We start from the raw sequence: 17054 nt of genomic DNA, 5'->3' as shown, positions 1-17054 counted from the left end.
CGATCGGTCGGTAGGGAGCCCGGGATGGCGGCAGTGACTGCGGACCAGAAGACGCAGAGCACCTCAGGCACGACACAGGGGGCACGGACGGCGGCGGGCACAGCCGGGGACGCCGCGGACACGGCCCGCCTCGCGGCCTTCGACGCGGCCGTGGCGGCCGACGACCGCATCGAGCCGCGCGACTGGATGCCCGAGGCGTATCGCGCCACGCTGGTCCGCCAGATGGCCCAGCACGCCCACTCGGAGATCATCGGCATGCAGCCCGAGGCCAACTGGATCACCCGCGCGCCCTCGCTGCGCCGCAAGGCGATCCTGATGGCCAAGGTCCAGGACGAGGCCGGACACGGCCTGTATCTCTACAGCGCGGCCGAGACGCTCGGCACCAGCCGCGAGGAGCTGCTCGACAAGCTCCACGCCGGCCGCCAGCGCTATTCGTCGATCTTCAACTACCCCACCCTGACCTGGGCCGACGTCGGCGCGATCGGCTGGCTGGTGGACGGCGCGGCCATCACCAACCAGGTGCCGCTCTGCCGCTGCTCCTACGGCCCCTACGCCCGCGCGATGGTCCGCATCTGCAAGGAGGAGTCCTTCCACCAGCGCCAGGGGTACGAGCTGCTGCTCGCCCTCAGCCGCGGCACCGAGGCCCAGCACGCGATGGCCCAGGACGCGGTGGACCGCTGGTGGTGGCCGTCCCTGATGATGTTCGGTCCGCCCGACGACGCCTCGGCCCACTCCGAGCAGTCGATGGCCTGGAAGATCAAGCGGCACTCCAACGACGAGCTGCGGCAGCGCTTCGTGGACATCTGCGTGCCCCAGGCCCAGGCGCTGGGCCTCACCCTGCCGGACCCCGGCATCCGGTGGAACGAGGAGCGCGGACAGCACGACTTCGGCGCGATCGACTGGACGGAGTTCCAGGAGGTCCTCAAGGGCAACGGCCCGTGCAACGAGCAGCGGATCACCCAGCGGCGCAGGGCCCACGAAGAGGGCGCCTGGGTCCGGGACGCGGCCGCCGTGTACGCCGCCAAGCACACCACCCCGTCCGCACAGCGGACACCGCAGGCCCAGCACGCGGAGGAGACGGCATGAGCAGCTCGACCGACTGGCCGCTGTGGGAGGTGTTCGTGCGCTCGCGGCGCGGGCTGTCCCACACCCACGCGGGCAGCCTCCACGCCCCCGACGCCGAGATGGCCCTGCGCAACGCGCGCGACCTCTACACCCGCCGCTCCGAAGGCGTCTCGCTCTGGGTGGTCCCGTCCACCGAGATCACCGCCTCCTCCCCCGACGAGAAGGACTCGTTCTTCGAGCCGGCCGGCGACAAGCCCTACCGCCACCCGACCTTCTACGAGATCCCGGACGGGGTGAAGCACCTGTGAGCGCGGCCCTCGCCCTCGGCGACGACGCGCTGGTGCTCTCGCACCGGCTGGGTGAGTGGGCGGGCCACGCCCCCGTCCTGGAGGAGGAGGTGGCGCTCGCCAACATCGCCCTGGACCTGCTGGGGCAGGCCCGGGTGCTGCTCTCGCTCGTCGGCGACGAGGACGAACTGGCCTACCTCCGCGAGGAGCGGGCCTTCCGCAACCTCCAGCTGGTCGAGCAGCCCAACGGGGACTTCGCCCACACCATCGCCCGGCAGCTCTACTTCTCCGTCTACCAGCACCTGCTGTACGAGCGGCTGGCGGCCGGGGGCGGTGAGTTCGCGGACCTCGCGGCCAAGGCCGTCAAGGAGGTCGCCTACCACCGCGACCACGCCGAGCAGTGGGTCCTGCGGCTCGGCGACGGCACCGCCGAGAGCCATGAGCGGATGCAGGCCGGACTGGAGGCGCTCTGGCGCTTCACCGGCGAGATGTTCCAGCCCATCGAAGGGCTGGACTCCACCACACCTCTCGCCACCCCCACGGCCCCTGCCGCCGGTTCCGGTGTCGACTGGCAGGAGCTGGAGCGCACCTGGCTCTCCGCCGTCACCGGCACCGTGGAGCGGGCCACGCTGGCCCTCCCGACCGGTCCCCGGACCGGGGCCTGGGCGGCGGGCGCGGGGAGGCAGGGCCTGCACACCGAGCCGTTCGGCCGGATGCTCGCCGAGATGCAGCACCTGCACCGCAGCCACCCGGGGGCGTCATGGTGACCGACACCCCGCTGGAGGCGGAGCTGCGCAGCCTCGCCGGCTCCGTGCCCGACCCTGAGCTGCCGGTGCTGACCCTGGCCGAGCTCGGCGTCCTGCGGGGCGTGGAGGTGGAGGGGCCGGGCCGGGTGACCGTGCGGCTCACCCCGACGTACACCGGCTGCCCGGCGATCGAGGCCATGTCCGCCGACATCGAGCGGGTGCTGCACGAGAGGGGCGTGCCGGAGGTCTCCGTGGTCACGGTGCTCGCACCGGCCTGGTCGACCGACGACATCAGCGCCGAAGGGCGCCGCAAGCTCGCCGAGTTCGGCATAGCGCCACCGCGCGCCCACAGCGCCGACGGCGGCCCCGTGCCCCTGACGCTCTCGGTGCGCTGCCCGCACTGCGGCTCCACGGAGACGGAGCTGCTCAGCCGGTTCTCCTCCACCGCGTGCAAGGCCCTGCGCCGCTGCGTCGCCTGCCGCGAGCCGTTCGACCACTTCAAGGAGTTGTAGATGTTCCATCCGCTCCAGGTCAGCGCGATCGAACGGATCACGGACGACGCGGTGGCCGTGACCTTCTCCGTGCCGGCCGAGCTGCGCGAGATCTTCCGCCACACCCCCGGCCAGCATCTGAACGTGCGCTTCAGCGTGGACGGCAAGGAGATCCGCCGTTCGTACTCGATCTGCGCACCGGCCACCGAGCAGCCCGCCGAGCCGGTGGTCCGGGTCGGCATCCGCGGGGTCGAGGGCGGGGCGTTCTCCACCTACGCCCTCAAGGAGCTGTCCGTGGGGGACGAGGTGGAGGCCATGCCTCCGATGGGCCGCTTCGTGCTGGAGCCGCGTCCGGGTCTCTTCGCGGCGGTGGTCGGCGGAAGCGGGATCACACCGGTGCTGTCGATGGCGGCCACTCTCCTGGCACGTGAGGAGAAGGCGCGGTTCTGCCTGATCCGCGGCGACCGCACGGCGGCCTCCACGATGTTCCTGGACGAGGTGGCCGACCTCAAGGACCGCTATCCCGACCGCTTCCAGCTGATCACCGCGCTCTCGCGGGAGGAGCAGTCGGCCGGGCTCCCCTCCGGCCGCCTGGACACCGAGCGGCTCACCGCCCTGCTGCCGGCGGTGCTCCCGGTGGCGGAGGTGGACGGCTGGTTCCTGTGCGGTCCGCTCGGTCTCGTACGGGGGGCGGAGAAGGCCCTGCGCGGGCTGGGCGTCGACCGGGCCCGGGTCCACCAGGAGATCTTCCACGTCGACGACGGCCCGTCCGACACCACGGTGGTCAAGGTCGCCGCGCCCTCCGACGCCACGCTGACGGCCACCCTGCACGGCCGCTCGGGGAGCTGGCCCGTCCAGGACGCGGAGTCGCTGCTGGAGACGGTGTTGCGGAGCCGCTCGGACGCTCCGTACGCCTGCAAGGGCGGGGTGTGCGGGACCTGCCGGGCGTTCCTCGTCTCGGGGGAGGTCCGGATGGACCGGAACTTCGCGCTGGAACCGGAGGAGACGGAGGCGGGCTTCGTGCTGGCCTGCCAGTCGCATCCGCTCACCCCGGAGGTGGAGCTGGACTTCGACCGCTGACGCCGTTGCCCTTGCGCACTGTTCCCGTCACACGGAGCCCGTTCCGGCCTGGCGGGCCGTCACGGGATGCCAACAGGCGGCCGGGGCAGCGGACTCCACCTGCACCGAGGAACGGCAGACAGCCGTGTCGGCGGCCCACGAGGAGGCACGGGGCGCCCTGCGGGGCCGCCCACCCGCCTGCCGGCCCCGGGCAGGGGGACGCGAACGTCAGAGGACGAAGGCCGGGGCCTCGTTGTCCGTGACCATCGGGCGCCCGGCCCCGTCCCACGCGAGCATGCCGCCGTCGATGTTCACGGCGTCGATCCCCTGCTGGACCAGGTACTGCGTGACCTGGGCCGACCGGCCGCCGACCCGGCACATCACATGCACGCGCCGACCGTCCTCGGCGGCCTCCGTCAGCTCACCGAACCGGCCCACGAAGTCGCTCATCGGAATGTGCAGCGCACCTTCGACGTGACCGGCCGCCCACTCGTCGTTCTCGCGGACGTCCAGAACCAGGCCGTCCGACGGCACCTCCGCGACGTCCACCGAGGGCAGCGGGGCGAAATTCATGGGTCATGCCTTCTCTCGTACGTACGCGGCAGGGTCACCGGGAACGCTACTGCACCATCTCCGCCAGCTCGGCCTCACGCCGGGACACCTCGCCCAGCAGCTGGTCACCGATGTCCTCCAGCAACTGGTCCGGGTCGTCCGGGGCCATCCGGAGCATCGAGCCGATCGCGCTCTCCTCCAGCTCCTTGGCGAGGACCGTGAGCAGCTCCTTGCGCCTGCTGAGCCACTCCAGACGGGCGTAGAGCTCCTCGCTCTCGCTGAGCGGGGCGAGCGGCTTGGCCGGGCCCGCGGCCCACTCCGCCGCCAGCTCCTTGAGCAGCTCGACGTCACCGCGCCCGTAGGCGGCGTTCACCCGGGTGATGAACTCGTCCCGGCGCTCGCGCTCCGGCTCGTCCTGGGCCAGGTCCGGGTGGGCCTTGCGGGCCAGCTCACGGTAGAGCTTGCGGGCCTCCTCGCTCGGCCTGACCCGCTTCGGGGGCCGCACCGGCTGCTCGGTGAGCATGGCGGACGCCTCGGGGGAGAGGCCGTCGGAGTCCATCCAGTCGTGGAAGAGCTCGTCGACGCCGGGCATCGGCATGACGATGTCCCGCGCCTCCTTGGCCTTGCGCAGGTCCTCGGGGTCACCGGTCCTCGCGGCGCGCGCCTCGGCGATCTGCGCGTCCAGCTCGTCCAGGCGCGCGTACATCGGGCCGAGCTTCTGGTGGTGCAGCCGGGAGAAGTTCTCGACCTCCACCCGGAAGGTCTCCACCGCGATCTCGAACTCGATCAGCGCCTGCTCGGCGACCTGCACGGCCTTGGCCAGCCGCGCCTCGGGGCGTGGCGCGGCGTCCTGCGGGTCTCCGGCGGGCCCGGCCTCCCCCGCCGCAGAGGCCGGGGCGTCCTGCGCTTCCGGCACGCTCTGCGGCTCGGCGGGCCGGTCGTTGTCCTGCCGGTCATCATCGTTCCGGGTGGGAGGCACCCCGGCGGCTTCGTGGGTCACCTGTCCAGCGTATGGCCACGGCCGCACGCCCCGTACCGTACGGCCCACGGCCCGGCTCCGGACCAAGCCCCCGACCCGGCTCCCGGCAGCGCGGACGCCCGGCCCCGCGTCCCCCTCATATCCCGCGCTCGGCGGCCACCCGTCCCGTCTTGATCGCCCGCTCCAGCTCCGCGTGGTCCGCCTCCGTACGGTCGGCGTAGGCCACCGCGAAGTCGGCCACCGCCGCGTCGAGTTCGTCGTTCTTGCCGCAGTAGCCCGCGAGCAGACGGGGGTCGGCGCTGTGGGAGTGCGCGCGGGCCAGCAGGGCGCCGGTCATCCGGCCGTAGTCATCGACCTGTTCGACGGTGAGCGCGGCGGGGTCCACGCTGCCCTTACGGTTGCGGAACTGGCGCACCTGGTACGGCCTGCCCTCCACCTCCGTCCAGCCGAGCAGGATGTCGCTGACGACCTGCATCCGCTTCTGGCCGAGCACCACCCGGCGGCCCTCGTGGCCCTCCTGGGGCGCCTCGAAGCCGACCGCCGGCAGATAGGGAGCCAGCGCCGACGGACGCGCCTCCTTCACCTGGAGGACCAGCGGCTCCCCCCGGTGGTCGAGCAGGAGCACCACGTACGACCGGGTCCCGACACTGCCGGTGCCGACCACCCGGAACGCCACGTCGTGGATCGCGTACCGCGCCAGCAGCGGCACCCGGTCCTCGGAGACCGTGGACAGATAGCCGCCGAGCCCCGCCGCCACCGCCGCTGCCTCCGCGTCCGGCACCCGGCGCAGCACCGGCAGGGCGTCGACGAAGCGCCGGCCGCCGTCGAGGCAGTCCTCCGTGGACCGGGCGGCGAACCGGGCGCTGGTGTTCCTGCGGGCCTTCTCCGAGACCTTCTCCAGGGTGCCGACCAGATCGCGGGCGTCCGTGTGCGAGACCAGCTCCTCGTCCGCGATGGCGTTCCAGGCGTCGAGCGCGGGCAGCCGCGCCAGCAGCCGCATCGTGCGCCGATAGGCGCCCACGGTGTCGTAGGCGCCCCTGCGGCAGGTCTCCTCGTCCGCCCCGGCGGCCCGGCCCGCCAGCACCAGCGAGGTGGCGAGCCGCTTGAGGTCCCACTCCCAGGGGCCGAAGGCGGTCTCGTCGAAGTCGTTGAGGTCGATGACCAGGTTGCCCCGGGCGTCGCCGTAGAGACCGAAGTTGGCCGCATGGGCGTCACCGCAGAGCTGGGCGCCCACCCCGGTGACCGGGGTCCCCATCAGGTCGTGGGCCATCAGCCCGGCCGAGCCGCGCAGGAAGGCGAAGGGCGAGGCGGCCATCCGCCCCACCCGGATCGGCGCCAGCCCCGGCACCCGGCCCCGGTTGGACTCCTCGACGGCCCGCACCGCGTCGGGACGACCCGACGGCAGGACCAGCGAAGCGTGCGCGGAGCGCGGAACCCGGCCGCGGAGCGCCTTGCCCGCCGCCCTCGATGACCCCGTCTCCCCGCGCCGGGCGAATCCGGGCACCACCGGAATACGGTCGTCCACGCCCATGCCTTCGATGACGCCCATGGAGCGTCGCCTCCCCCACCCTCGTCAGCTCTCCGACCGGCCCGGTCGTCCGCCCCGGTCAGCGGTGCTGTTCGCCAGCGACCGAGCACGACCGTACCGCTGTTCCCCCACAACCGCCCGCCCCTGTGGACAACTTCGGAGCAGCTCCCGGACCTCAGCGGCGGCACCCGTTCCGGCTCCGCGAGGTACGTGTCCGCCCCTGCCCGAACTCCATGAGCGCCGGTTCCATCACGGCGCCGGCATCGGCGGCTCGTACGCTCCGGGTACCTCGCGCGAGGGCTGAAGGCTCAGGGCCTGGGAATTTGTCCAGAACTACCTGGAGAAGCCACTGACCTACCTGGAGAAGCCGCTCACGAGCATGTTCTCCGCCGGGGAGGTGGTGCTTCATCGTTCCGGGGCCGACCTGTGCCCCCACACAGCCGTCGGTGGCCGAGCCGGTCCCGCTCGCCGAGGCCTCCCGCGCCGATACGCCCGCCATCAACCGGGATGTTTCACGTGAAACGAAGCACAGCCCGTCGAAACACGGTCCGACCGGGCACAGCCCGACAGAGCCCAGCCCGACCGGTCACAGCCTCCGGTCAGACCCGTCCACACGCCGTTGCACCGGCCCCGGCAGGTTCGTCGGCACCCTCCCCCTCGGGCTGGTCCCGCGTACCGCGACCCGCCCCACCGCCACGCTGGCCGCCTCCGCCGTTCCGCGGGCCGGCTGCCGCGGAGCCACGGGCCGCCTCCACCGCGGCGGCGATCTCCCGGGCCTCCCGCTCCGCCTGCTCCGCCTTCTCACGCGCCTGGGCCGCGAGGTCCACCCGGCCCTCAGGCTTGATGTGGGCGATGACACCGGGGTGGGCGATCGACGGAAGGAGGTGACGCCACATCTCGGCCACCTGCTCACGCAGATCGGCACGCCCCGAGTCGGCTTCCGATATCAGCTGGATACCCGTGAACGACGCCACGATGACCTTGGCCGACACCATCGGATCGACATGGGGCAGCACCTCGCCCCGCTCCTTGCCCAGCTCCAGCATCCGGGCCGTCGCGTCGATCCAGTCACCCCACGGGTGCGGGCCGCCGAGGAAGACACCTTCGATGGAGAGGCGGGTCCCGGCACGCGCCATCGCGTTGTGGCGCAGAGCGAAGGCGAACTGCTGGCCGCCGTCCACCAGCGACTGGAGCGGCGATCCGTCCTGGGCGAAGTCGACCGTGGAGGTCTGCTCGTCCATGATCGCCTGGGCGATGGCCTCCTTGGACGCGAAGTGGAAGTACAGCGCCCCCTTGGTCACCTTGGCGCGGCGCAGGATCTCCGAGATGGCCGCGCGCTCGTAGCCGTAGTCGTCGAAGACACTCGCCGCGGCATCCACGATCGACCGCCACGTCTGCACCGCGCGAGCCTGCTTCGCCATTTCCTGCCTCCGGGACGTTCTGTGCGCTCAGCCCTTCACTGCCGAGCAGCCGTCGATCCAGCCTCTGCAGCCAGCGTATGCATGTACGCCGCCTCGCAGACCATCGGTCTGTCCGGAAACCGCTCCGGACAACCGCTCCGGAGAGGTCCACCGCCGCCCGGCCTCCGCCGGGCCATACCGACCGCCCTGCCTGTTTACCCCACCGTCCGTCGGCGGAACAGCCGACCCAACAACGAAGAACCCCCGCTCCGGATCTCTCCGAAGCGGGGGTTCTCTCATGAGCTTCAACAGTTGCAAGCAACTGCCGTTGTGCGCGAGGGGGGATTTGAACCCCCACGTCCCTAAGGACACTGGCACCTGAAGCCAGCGCGTCTGCCGTTCCGCCACTCGCGCAAGAGTGGTGTTTCCAGACTCTCTCACCGTGTTCGGTGCGAGCGCCTGGCGACATCCGGAAGATTAGCACGCTGGACAGGGTGGATTCACATCCGTTGTTCGACCGGCTCCCGGACGGGAATCGGGAACGCGAAGCCGTCACACCCACTCCTCCAGAGAGCACCGCGTGTGCGGGACACTGTGAGGAGGCCACCTCTACGATCCGTGTGAGGGGTGACACTCATCCACAGGGCAGAGAAGGGGAACCAGCCGATTTCCCGACGCGTGGATACGATCAGTAAGCAGTACAGGGACGATGACACCGGAGGAGGTGCCCCATGGGGGTCATGAAGCGTTTCGAGCAGCGTCTCGAAGGGCTGGTCAACGGCACCTTCGCCAAGGTCTTCAAGTCCGAGGTGCAGCCGGTGGAGATCGCGGGAGCCCTCCAGCGGGAGTGCGACAACAACGCGACGATCTGGAACCGCGAGCGGACCGTCGTCCCCAACGACTTCATCGTCGAGCTCAGCACGCCCGACTACGAGCGGCTCAGCCCGTACTCGGGCCAGCTCGGCGACGAGCTGTCCGGCCTGGTGCGCGACTACGCCAAGCAGCAGCGCTACACCTTCATGGGACCGATCAAGGTCCACCTGGAGAAGGCGGACGACCTCGACACCGGTCTCTACCGCGTGCGCAGCCGCACCCTGGCGTCGAGTTCGTCACAGCTGGACCAGCCCGATCAGCACCAGCGGCCCGCCCCCGGCCGGCCCGCCCCCCCGCAGGCCCCCGGTGGCTACGGCTACCCCCCGGCCGCGGCCCCGCCGATGCCCGCGGCCCCGCCGCCCGGCGGCGTACGGCCCGCGGCCCCCACGAGCGACCGGCGCCCGCCGGCCGGGCCCGGCGCACTGCCGGACACCCAGGTGCGGCGCTGGATCGAGATCAACGGCACCCGCCATCAGATTTCCCGCCCGACGTTGGTGATGGGACGATCCACCGACGCCGATGTGCGGATCGACGACCCCGGCGTATCGCGCCGGCACTGTGAGATCCGGACCGGAACGCCCTCGACGATCCAGGATCTCGGGTCCACCAACGGCATCGTGGTGGACGGGCAGCACACAACCCGCGCTACGCTCCGCGACGGCTCACGGATCGTCGTGGGCAGCACCACCATCGTTTACCGGCAAGCCGAAGGGTGAAGCGGGGGCAATGTCAGAGCTGACCCTGACGGTCATGCGGCTAGGTTTCCTGGCCGTTCTGTGGCTGTTCGTCATCGTGGCCGTCCAGGTCATCCGCAGCGACCTGTTCGGAACGCGCGTCACGCAGCGCGGCTCACGCCGCACTGCCGCCGACGCGCGCCCCCAACAGGGCCGCCAACCGCAACAGGCGGCGCCGCCCCAGCAGCGCCAGCAGCCCGGCCGCCAGCGCCGCGGCGCACCCACAAAGCTGGTCGTGTCCGAAGGCACCCTCACGGGCACCACGGTCGCGCTCCAGGGCCAGACCATCACCCTGGGCAGGGCCCACGATTCAACGATCGTGCTGGACGACGACTACGCGTCCAGCAGGCATGCCAGGATCTACCCGGACCGGGACGGGCAGTGGATCGTCGAGGATCTCGGGTCCACCAACGGCACGTATCTGGAACGGACCCGGCTCACCACCCCGACGCCCGTTCCGCTGGGCGCGCCGATCCGTATCGGCAAGACCGTCATCGAGCTGCGGAAGTAGTACGACAATGAGCGAGCGGAGCGAGCGAGCCGCGGCGGCCAGGACGACGGACGCTGCCCGGTTCCCGACCGGAGGGTGGGCAGTGTGGCTCGAGACAGGCTGTACCCCGACGCGGCGTCGACTGGGCAGGTGCGTATGAGTCTGTCCCTGCGCTTCGCCGCCGGATCGCACAAGGGCATGATCCGGGAGGGGAACGAGGACTCCGGCTATGCCGGACCACGCCTGCTCGCCATCGCCGACGGCATGGGCGGCCAGGCGGCCGGTGAGGTCGCCAGCTCCGAGGTGATCTCCACGCTCGTCCAGCTCGACGACGACGTGCCGGGCTCGGACATCCTGACGTCCCTGGCCACGGCGGTGCAGCAGGCCAACGACCAGCTGCGCGTCATGGTCGAGGAGGACCCCCAGCTGGAGGGCATGGGCACCACGCTCACCGCGCTGCTCTGGACCGGCCAGCGGCTCGGTCTGGTGCACGTCGGCGACTCCCGCGCGTATCTGCTGCGCGACGGCGTCCTGACCCAGATCACCCAGGACCACACCTGGGTGCAGCGCCTCGTCGACGAGGGCCGGATCACCGAGGAAGAGGCCACCACCCACCCGCAGCGCTCCCTGCTGATGCGGGCGCTGGGCAGCGGCGACCACGTCGAGCCGGACCTCTCCATCCGCGAGGTCCGCGCCGGTGACCGCTACCTGATCTGCTCCGACGGCCTCTCCGGCGTGGTCTCGCACCAGACGATGGAAGAGACCCTGGCCAGCTACCAGGGCCCGCAGGAGACCATCCAGGAGCTCATCCAGCTCGCTCTGCGCGGCGGCGGTCCCGACAACATCACCTGCATCGTGGCCGACGTCCTGGACGTCGACAACAACGACACCCTGGCCGGCCGCCTCAACGACACCCCGGTCGTCGTCGGCGCGGTCGCCGAGAACCAGGCGGCCCAGCTGAGCGACGGCGGGGCCATGCAGACCCCCGCCGGGCGTGCGGCCGGTCTCGGCCGCCCCGTCCCGCCCCCCTCGGGCGGCTTCGGCCCGCCCGGCAGCGGTGACTCCGGTTACGGCTCCATGCCGGACGGCTCGTACGACTCCTACACCGATGACGACCTCACCAAGCCGCGTGGCGGCCGTAGATGGCTCAAGCGCTCCGTCTTCACCGTGCTGACCCTGGCCGTGATCGGCGGCGGTCTCTACGGCGGCTACCGCTGGACGCAGACCCAGTTCTACGTCGGCGCGCAGAACGAGAACGTGGCGCTGTTCCGCGGCATCAGCCAGGACCTCGCCTGGATCTCGCTCTCCAAGGTCGAGAAGAACCACCCCGAGATCGAGCTGAAGTACCTGCCCCCCTACCAGCGCAAGCAGGTCGAGGCGACGATCGCCGAGGGCAACATCACCGACGCACGCAAGAAGGTCGACGAACTCGCCGTGCAGGCCTCGGCCTGCAAGAAGGACGCGGAGCGCCGCGCGGCCGAGGCCGAGACCAGGGCCCGTACGGGCGAGGGCCAGGCCGGCGGCACCGCCGGGGCCCCCGCCACCAGGACTTCCGCCACGTCCTCCACCGCGGGGACCAAGCCGACCACAGCGACTCCCACTCCCGGCCCCAGCCTCTCGGAGGAAGAGAAGAAGCTGGTCCCGCAGTGCGGTAAGCAGTAAAGCCGTAGGGGGCCTTCAGCACCATGAGCGTTGTCACCAACACGACCACCATCGGCGCGATCGACGCACCGAGCCGCCGCAACACCGAGCTGATGATGCTGGTTTTCGCCATCGCCATCTCGGTGTTCGCCTACGCCAACGTCGGGCTCGCGCTGGACGGTTCGCTGCCGTCGGGCATGTTCGGCTACGGAGCCGGGCTCATCCTCCTCGGCGGCGTGGCGCACCTCGTGGTGCGCAAGTTCGCGCCGTACGCGGACCCGCTGCTGCTGCCGCTGGCCACCCTGCTCAACGGGCTGGGCCTGGTGCTGATCTGGCGGCTGGACCAGTCGCCCCGGCTGATCCAGCGGGCGGAGTACCTGTACGGGGCGTACAGCCCCGACGCCCCCAAACAGCTGCTGTACTCCGCGATCGGTGTCGCCTTCTTCGTAGCGGTGCTGATGATCCTCAAGGACCACCGCATCCTGCAGCGGTACACCTACATCTCCATGGTGGTCGCGCTGGTCCTGCTGATCATCCCGATGTTCTTCCCCGCCGTGAACGGCGCGAAGATCTGGATCAGCCTGGGCCCCTTCTCGATCCAGCCGGGCGAGTTCGCCAAGATCCTCATCGCGATCTTCTTCTCCGGCTATCTCATGGTGAAGCGCGATGCCCTGGCACTGGCCAGCCGCCGCTTCATGGGGATGTACCTGCCGCGCGGACGTGACCTCGGGCCGATCATCACGATCTGGGCCCTGTCGATCCTGATCCTGGTCTTCGAGACCGACCTCGGCACCTCGCTGCTCTTCTTCGGCCTCTTCGTGGTGATGCTCTACGTCGCCACGGAACGCACCAGCTGGATCGTCTTCGGTCTGCTGATGTCGGCGGTCGGCGCGGTCGGTGTGGCCTCCTTCGAGTCGCACGTGCAGCAGCGTGTGAGCGCCTGGCTCGACCCGTTCTCCGAGGCGACGTGGGCCCAGAGCGACCAGCTCGGCCAGTCCCTCATGGCCTTCGCCTCGGGTGGCACGCTCGGCACCGGGCTCGGACAGGGCCACTCCGACCTGATCATGTTCGCCGCCAACGCCGACTTCATCCTCTCCACTGTCGGCGAGGAGCTGGGGCTGGCCGGGATGATGGCGGTCCTGCTGGTCTACGGCCTGATCATCGAGCGCGGCGTCCGTACCTCACTGGCCGCACGCGACCCCTTCGGCAAGCTGCTCGCCATCGGCCTCTCCGGAGCGTTCGCGATCCAGATCTTCGTGGTCGCCGGCGGCGTGATGGGTCTCATCCCGCTCAGCGGTATGACCATGCCGTTCCTCGCTTACGGTGGTTCGTCCGTGCTCGCCAACTGGGCGCTGATCGCCATCCTGATCCGCATCAGCGATACCGCCCGTCGGCCGGCTCCCGCCCCCTCACCGTCCACCGACGCCGAGATGACCCAGGTGGTCCGACCGTGAACAAGCCGCTGCGCCGGATCGCCATCTTCTGCGGCATCCTCATGCTGGCGCTGATGGTGCGGACCAACTACCTCCAGTACGTACGCGCCGACGATCTCAACACCCGCGACGAGAACCGCCGCATCCGCATCGAGCGCTACGCCCACGAGCGCGGCAACATCATCGTCGACGGCAAGGCCGTCACCGGGTCCGTCGAGACCAACGGCAGCGACTTCAAGTACAAGCGGGTCTGGAAGGACGGGCCCCTGTGGGCCCCCGTGACCGGCTACTCCTCGCAGGCCTTCGACTCCTCGCAGCTGGAGAACCTCGAGGACGGCATCCTCACGGGCAACAGCGACCAGCTCTTCTTCAACCGCACCCTGTCGATGTTCACCGGTGACAAGAAGCAGGGCGGCAACGTCGTCACCACCCTCAACGGCGCCGCGCAGAAGGCCGCGTTCAAGGGGCTCGGGGACAAGAAGGGCGCCGTCGTCGCCCTCGACCCGCAGACCGGCGCCATCCTGGCGCTCGCGAGCACACCCTCGTACGACCCCTCGGTCTTCGCGGGCAACTCCAACAAGGACTCCGAGGCGCGGGAAAAGCTCCTGAAGGACAAGGACAAGCCGATGCTCAACCGGGCATTGCGCGAGACCTACCCGCCCGGCTCCACCTTCAAGGTCGTCACCGCCGCCGCCGCCCTGGAGAACGGGCTCTACGACGACATCGACGCCAAGACGGAGTCGCCGCTGCCCTGGACGCTGCCGCAGACCAACCTGCCGCTGCAGAACGAGGGCAACATCCCCTGCGAGAACGCGTCGCTGCGCGAGGCCCTGCGGGTGTCGTGCAACTCCGTCTTCGGGAAGGTCAGCGACGACCTCGGCAACGAGAAGATGATCGAGCAGGCGGACAAGTTCGGCTTCAACAAGGAAGTCTTCACCCCCGTCCGCGCCGACGCGAGCATCTACCCCGAGGACAACAAGCCGCAGAACGCGATGGCCGGCATCGGCCAGGCGTCCAACCGGACCACTCCCCTCCAGATGGCCATGGTCGCCTCCGCCATCGCCAACGACGGCAAGCTGATGCAGCCGTACATGGTCGCCAAGCGACAGGCGCCCAACCTGGACGACATCTACACCCACGAGCCCGAGGAGCTCAGCCGGGCGCTGTCCGGGGAGAACGCCCAGAAGGTCCAGCAGATGATGGAGACCGTCGTCAAGGACGGTACGGGAACCAGGGCACAGATCCCCGGCGTCACAGTGGGCGGCAAGACCGGTACCGCCCAGCACGGTCTGAACAACAGCGAGAAGCCCTACGCCTGGTTCATCTCGTATGCGAAGACCGACAACGGCTCACCGGTCGCCGTCGCCGTCGTGGTCGAGGACGGCAACGCCAACCGGGACGACATCTCCGGTGGCGGACTGGCCGCCCCGATCGCGCGCGACGTGATGAAGGCGGTCATCGACAGCAAGCAGTGAGGCCCGTCACGGCGGTCGCCCGCCCATTCCGGACATCGGATACCGGTCGGATATCGGCTGACGGGTGCGGGCTGATCACGTACCGCGTGCCCGGTAGCGTATGCGCGAACAGCGCACCGCCGGACCACACACACGGGTGCGGTCAGGACTGACGGAGAGGGCTGGAACAGTTATGGAAGAGCCGCGTCGCCTCGGCGGCCGGTACGAGCTGGGCTCGGTGCTCGGCCGTGGTGGCATGGCCGAGGTCTACCTCGCCCACGACACCCGGCTCGGCCGCACCGTAGCTGTGAAGACGCTCCGGGCCGACCTGGCCCGTGACCCGTCCTTCCAGGCCCGGTTCCGCCGTGAGGCCCAGTCGGCCGCCTCGCTCAACCACCCCGCGATCGTCGCCGTCTACGACACCGGCGAGGACTACGTCGACGGGGTCTCCATCCCGTACATCGTGATGGAGTACGTCGACGGCTCGACGCTGCGGGAGCTCCTGCACTCCGGCCGCCGGCTGCTGCCCGAGCGCACGCTGGAGATGACGGTCGGGATCCTCCAGGCGCTCGAATACTCGCACCGCGCCCAGATCGTCCACCGGGACATCAAGCCGGCCAACGTGATGCTGACGCGCACCGGCCAGGTCAAGGTCATGGACTTCGGCATCGCCCGTGCCATGGGTGACTCCGGCATGACCATGACGCAGACCGCCGCGGTCATCGGCACCGCCCAGTACCTCTCCCCGGAGCAGGCCAAGGGCGAGCAGGTCGACGCGCGCTCCGACCTGTACTCCACCGGCTGTCTCCTCTACGAGCTCCTCGCGGTCCGGCCCCCGTTCGTCGGGGACTCGCCCGTCGCCGTGGCCTACCAGCACGTGCGCGAGGAGCCGCAGCCGCCGAGCAACTTCGACCCCGAGATCACGCCCGAGATGGACGCGATCGTGCTGAAGGCGCTCACCAAGGACCCGGACTACCGCTACCAGTCCGCCGACGAGATGCGGGCCGACATCGAGGCCTGCCTCGACGGCCGGCCGGTCGCGGCGACGGCGGCGATGGGGGCCGCGGGGTACGGGGGCTACGACGGCTACAACGCCGACCAGCCCACCACCGCCCTGCACCCCGCCGACCCGAACAACGCGCAGACGTCGATGCTGCCGCCGGTCAGCCCGGACGACGGCGGTTACGGCTACGACGACCGCGCGGGCCGCCGGCGCCAGCAGCAGAAGAAGAGCAACACCTCGACGATCCTGCTGGTCGTCGCGGGCATCCTGGTGCTCGTCGGCGCGATCCTGATCGGCCGGGCCGTGTTCAGCGACAACGGCAACGACGGCCAGGTCTCCGTGCCGAACCTGGTCGGCGTCACCGTGAAGGACGCGGAACAACTCGCCGGGAACGCGGGGGTCGTCCTCAAGGTCGGCGGCGAGGAGCCGTGCGAGCAGCAGGAGAAGGGCAAGATCTGCTCGCAGGACCCGAAGGACGGCACGATGGAGGAGAACGGGACCGTCACGGTCAAGGTCTCCTCCGGCGCACCGAAGATCGAGGTGCCCGATGTCCTGGAGAAGTCCGAGGACGGTGCGCGCAAGGCCCTGGAGGACAAGGGGTTCACGGTCAACGTGGACGCGGTCGAGTCCGAGAAGACCGAGGGCACGGTGATCGAGCAGAAGCCCGAGGGCGGCTCCGAGGCGGAGGACGGCTCCGAGGTGACCATCACGGTCGCCAAGAAGGAGACCCTGGACCTGCCCGACATGCGCACCCGCACCTTCGAGGCCGCGGAACAGCAGCTGCGGGGCATCGGCTTCACCAACATCGCGCGGTCCGATGTCGACTCGGACGAGCCGAAGGACGTCGTCGTCGAGCAGAGCCCGGAGCCCGGAAAGCACGCCAAGGACGCGCAGATCGTCCTCAAGGTGTCCAAGGGCCCGCCGGAGCCGCCGGAGCCGGAGAAGGTCACGGTCCCCGCCGACCTCTCGGGCAAGTCCTACCAGGACGCCCGGGGGCAGCTGGAGGGCATGGGGCTGGTCGTCGAGCTGGGGCCGGGGTCGGCCGACAACCCGGACGCCAGGGTGGTGACGAGCAACCCCGCCCCTGGCTCCGAGATGGACAAGGGCGGCAGCATCATGCTTTTCACCGCGCAAGGCGGTAACGGAAATTTCTTCGGCGGTAACAACGGCCGATAGCAGCGGCCGCCGACCCGCGTAGGCCCCGGAACCCCCACCACCTGGAGGTGCGCAGGTTGAACTTGCCCTGCTCGTCTTCCAGCCGGCCCTGAAACACCGCGCCGTGCTCGCCCACCGGCAGGCCGGCGATGGGGCGCGCCCAG

The 17054-nt window shown here is 70.4% G+C and carries 15 protein-coding genes and 1 tRNA gene; 11 read left to right on the top strand and 5 right to left on the bottom strand.

Features of this window, described 5'->3' with window-relative positions:
- Positions 1 to 24: 24 nt before the first annotated feature.
- The 5 genes from paaA to AB0917_RS05725 are packed head-to-tail and all read left to right on the top strand — an operon-like array spanning position 25 to position 3669.
- The gene (gene paaA, locus AB0917_RS05745; protein ID WP_366818196.1) at positions 25 to 1086 is read left to right on the top strand and encodes a 1,2-phenylacetyl-CoA epoxidase subunit PaaA; all 1062 of its coding nucleotides are present in this window, start codon (positions 25 to 27) and stop codon (positions 1084 to 1086) included.
- Complete coding sequence (gene paaB, locus AB0917_RS05740; protein WP_366818195.1) at positions 1083 to 1373, top strand: 1,2-phenylacetyl-CoA epoxidase subunit PaaB; 291 nt, start codon at positions 1083 to 1085, stop codon at positions 1371 to 1373. The genes paaA and paaB overlap by 4 nt, the downstream gene beginning before the upstream one ends.
- Complete coding sequence (gene paaC / locus AB0917_RS05735) at positions 1370 to 2119, top strand: 1,2-phenylacetyl-CoA epoxidase subunit PaaC (RefSeq protein ID WP_366818194.1); 750 nt, start codon at positions 1370 to 1372, stop codon at positions 2117 to 2119. Before paaB ends, paaC begins: the two co-directional genes overlap by 4 nt.
- On the top strand, positions 2113 to 2610 hold the full coding sequence (paaD, locus tag AB0917_RS05730) for a 1,2-phenylacetyl-CoA epoxidase subunit PaaD (RefSeq protein ID WP_366818193.1): 498 nt from the start codon (positions 2113 to 2115) through the stop codon (positions 2608 to 2610). Before paaC ends, paaD begins: the two co-directional genes overlap by 7 nt.
- A complete protein-coding gene (locus AB0917_RS05725) occupies positions 2611 to 3669 on the top strand; it encodes a 2Fe-2S iron-sulfur cluster-binding protein (protein WP_366818192.1) in 1059 nt (352 codons plus the stop codon).
- A gap of 207 nt (positions 3670 to 3876) precedes the next feature.
- Here AB0917_RS05725 and AB0917_RS05720 read toward each other — a convergent pair whose 3' ends face one another.
- From AB0917_RS05720 to AB0917_RS05700, 5 genes are all read right to left on the bottom strand, one after another.
- Positions 3877 to 4221, bottom strand: a complete 345-nt coding sequence (locus AB0917_RS05720) for a rhodanese-like domain-containing protein (RefSeq protein WP_366818191.1) — start codon at positions 4219 to 4221, stop codon at positions 3877 to 3879.
- A 46-nt stretch (positions 4222 to 4267) separates the two neighbouring features.
- Complete coding sequence (locus AB0917_RS05715; RefSeq protein ID WP_366818190.1) at positions 4268 to 5200, bottom strand: hypothetical protein; 933 nt, start codon at positions 5198 to 5200, stop codon at positions 4268 to 4270.
- 115 nt (positions 5201 to 5315) lie between these two features.
- A complete protein-coding gene (locus tag AB0917_RS05710) occupies positions 5316 to 6728 on the bottom strand; it encodes a DUF2252 domain-containing protein (RefSeq protein ID WP_366818189.1) in 1413 nt (470 codons plus the stop codon).
- A 578-nt stretch (positions 6729 to 7306) separates the two neighbouring features.
- Entirely contained in the window at positions 7307 to 8128 is an 822-nt protein-coding gene (locus tag AB0917_RS05705) for a ScbR family autoregulator-binding transcription factor (protein WP_366818188.1), read from the bottom strand.
- A 310-nt stretch (positions 8129 to 8438) separates the two neighbouring features.
- Positions 8439 to 8521, bottom strand: a tRNA-Leu gene (locus tag AB0917_RS05700).
- 317 nt (positions 8522 to 8838) lie between these two features.
- Between AB0917_RS05700 and AB0917_RS05695 the strand changes: the two genes are divergently transcribed.
- From AB0917_RS05695 to pknB, 6 genes are all read left to right on the top strand, one after another.
- On the top strand, positions 8839 to 9696 hold the full coding sequence (locus AB0917_RS05695; protein ID WP_366818187.1) for a DUF3662 and FHA domain-containing protein: 858 nt from the start codon (positions 8839 to 8841) through the stop codon (positions 9694 to 9696).
- Positions 9697 to 9706: 10 nt separating this feature from the next.
- Positions 9707 to 10225 (top strand): FHA domain-containing protein, encoded by a 519-nt coding sequence (locus tag AB0917_RS05690; RefSeq protein ID WP_366818186.1) that lies wholly within the window; start codon positions 9707 to 9709, stop codon positions 10223 to 10225.
- Positions 10226 to 10360: 135 nt separating this feature from the next.
- Positions 10361 to 11866 (top strand): Stp1/IreP family PP2C-type Ser/Thr phosphatase, encoded by a 1506-nt coding sequence (locus AB0917_RS05685; protein WP_366818185.1) that lies wholly within the window; start codon positions 10361 to 10363, stop codon positions 11864 to 11866.
- Positions 11867 to 11889: 23 nt separating this feature from the next.
- Positions 11890 to 13299 (top strand): FtsW/RodA/SpoVE family cell cycle protein, encoded by a 1410-nt coding sequence (locus AB0917_RS05680; RefSeq protein WP_366818184.1) that lies wholly within the window; start codon positions 11890 to 11892, stop codon positions 13297 to 13299.
- Positions 13296 to 14753, top strand: coding sequence for a penicillin-binding transpeptidase domain-containing protein (locus AB0917_RS05675; protein WP_366818183.1), 1458 nt, complete (start codon positions 13296 to 13298; stop codon positions 14751 to 14753). Before AB0917_RS05680 ends, AB0917_RS05675 begins: the two co-directional genes overlap by 4 nt.
- A gap of 172 nt (positions 14754 to 14925) precedes the next feature.
- Positions 14926 to 16911, top strand: a complete 1986-nt coding sequence (gene pknB, locus AB0917_RS05670; protein ID WP_366818182.1) for a Stk1 family PASTA domain-containing Ser/Thr kinase — start codon at positions 14926 to 14928, stop codon at positions 16909 to 16911.
- The last annotated feature ends 143 nt before the right edge of the window (positions 16912 to 17054 follow it).

Source organism: Streptomyces sp. NPDC007346 (assembly GCF_040703535.1).
In the GTDB taxonomy this organism is placed as follows: domain Bacteria; phylum Actinomycetota; class Actinomycetes; order Streptomycetales; family Streptomycetaceae; genus Streptomyces.
The sequence above is the reverse complement of the archived record's forward strand: the minus strand, read 5'-3'. Positions and strand labels throughout refer to the sequence as shown.

Excerpts from the sequence above, each read along its gene's own strand:
- AB0917_RS05710 (WP_366818189.1), bottom strand. The coding sequence starts at position 6,728 with ATGGGCGTCATCGAAGGCATGGGCGTGGACGACCGTATTCCGGTGGTG.
- AB0917_RS05695 (WP_366818187.1), top strand. The coding sequence starts at position 8,839 with ATGGGGGTCATGAAGCGTTTCGAGCAGCGTCTCGAAGGGCTGGTCAAC.
- AB0917_RS05720 (WP_366818191.1), bottom strand. The coding sequence starts at position 4,221 with ATGAATTTCGCCCCGCTGCCCTCGGTGGACGTCGCGGAGGTGCCGTCG.
- AB0917_RS05690 (WP_366818186.1), top strand. The coding sequence starts at position 9,707 with ATGTCAGAGCTGACCCTGACGGTCATGCGGCTAGGTTTCCTGGCCGTT.
- paaB (WP_366818195.1), top strand. The coding sequence starts at position 1,083 with ATGAGCAGCTCGACCGACTGGCCGCTGTGGGAGGTGTTCGTGCGCTCG.
- pknB (WP_366818182.1), top strand. The coding sequence starts at position 14,926 with ATGGAAGAGCCGCGTCGCCTCGGCGGCCGGTACGAGCTGGGCTCGGTG.
- paaA (WP_366818196.1), top strand. The coding sequence starts at position 25 with ATGGCGGCAGTGACTGCGGACCAGAAGACGCAGAGCACCTCAGGCACG.
- AB0917_RS05705 (WP_366818188.1), bottom strand. The coding sequence starts at position 8,128 with ATGGCGAAGCAGGCTCGCGCGGTGCAGACGTGGCGGTCGATCGTGGAT.
- AB0917_RS05680 (WP_366818184.1), top strand. The coding sequence starts at position 11,890 with ATGAGCGTTGTCACCAACACGACCACCATCGGCGCGATCGACGCACCG.
- paaD (WP_366818193.1), top strand. The coding sequence starts at position 2,113 with ATGGTGACCGACACCCCGCTGGAGGCGGAGCTGCGCAGCCTCGCCGGC.
- AB0917_RS05685 (WP_366818185.1), top strand. The coding sequence starts at position 10,361 with ATGAGTCTGTCCCTGCGCTTCGCCGCCGGATCGCACAAGGGCATGATC.
- AB0917_RS05725 (WP_366818192.1), top strand. The coding sequence starts at position 2,611 with ATGTTCCATCCGCTCCAGGTCAGCGCGATCGAACGGATCACGGACGAC.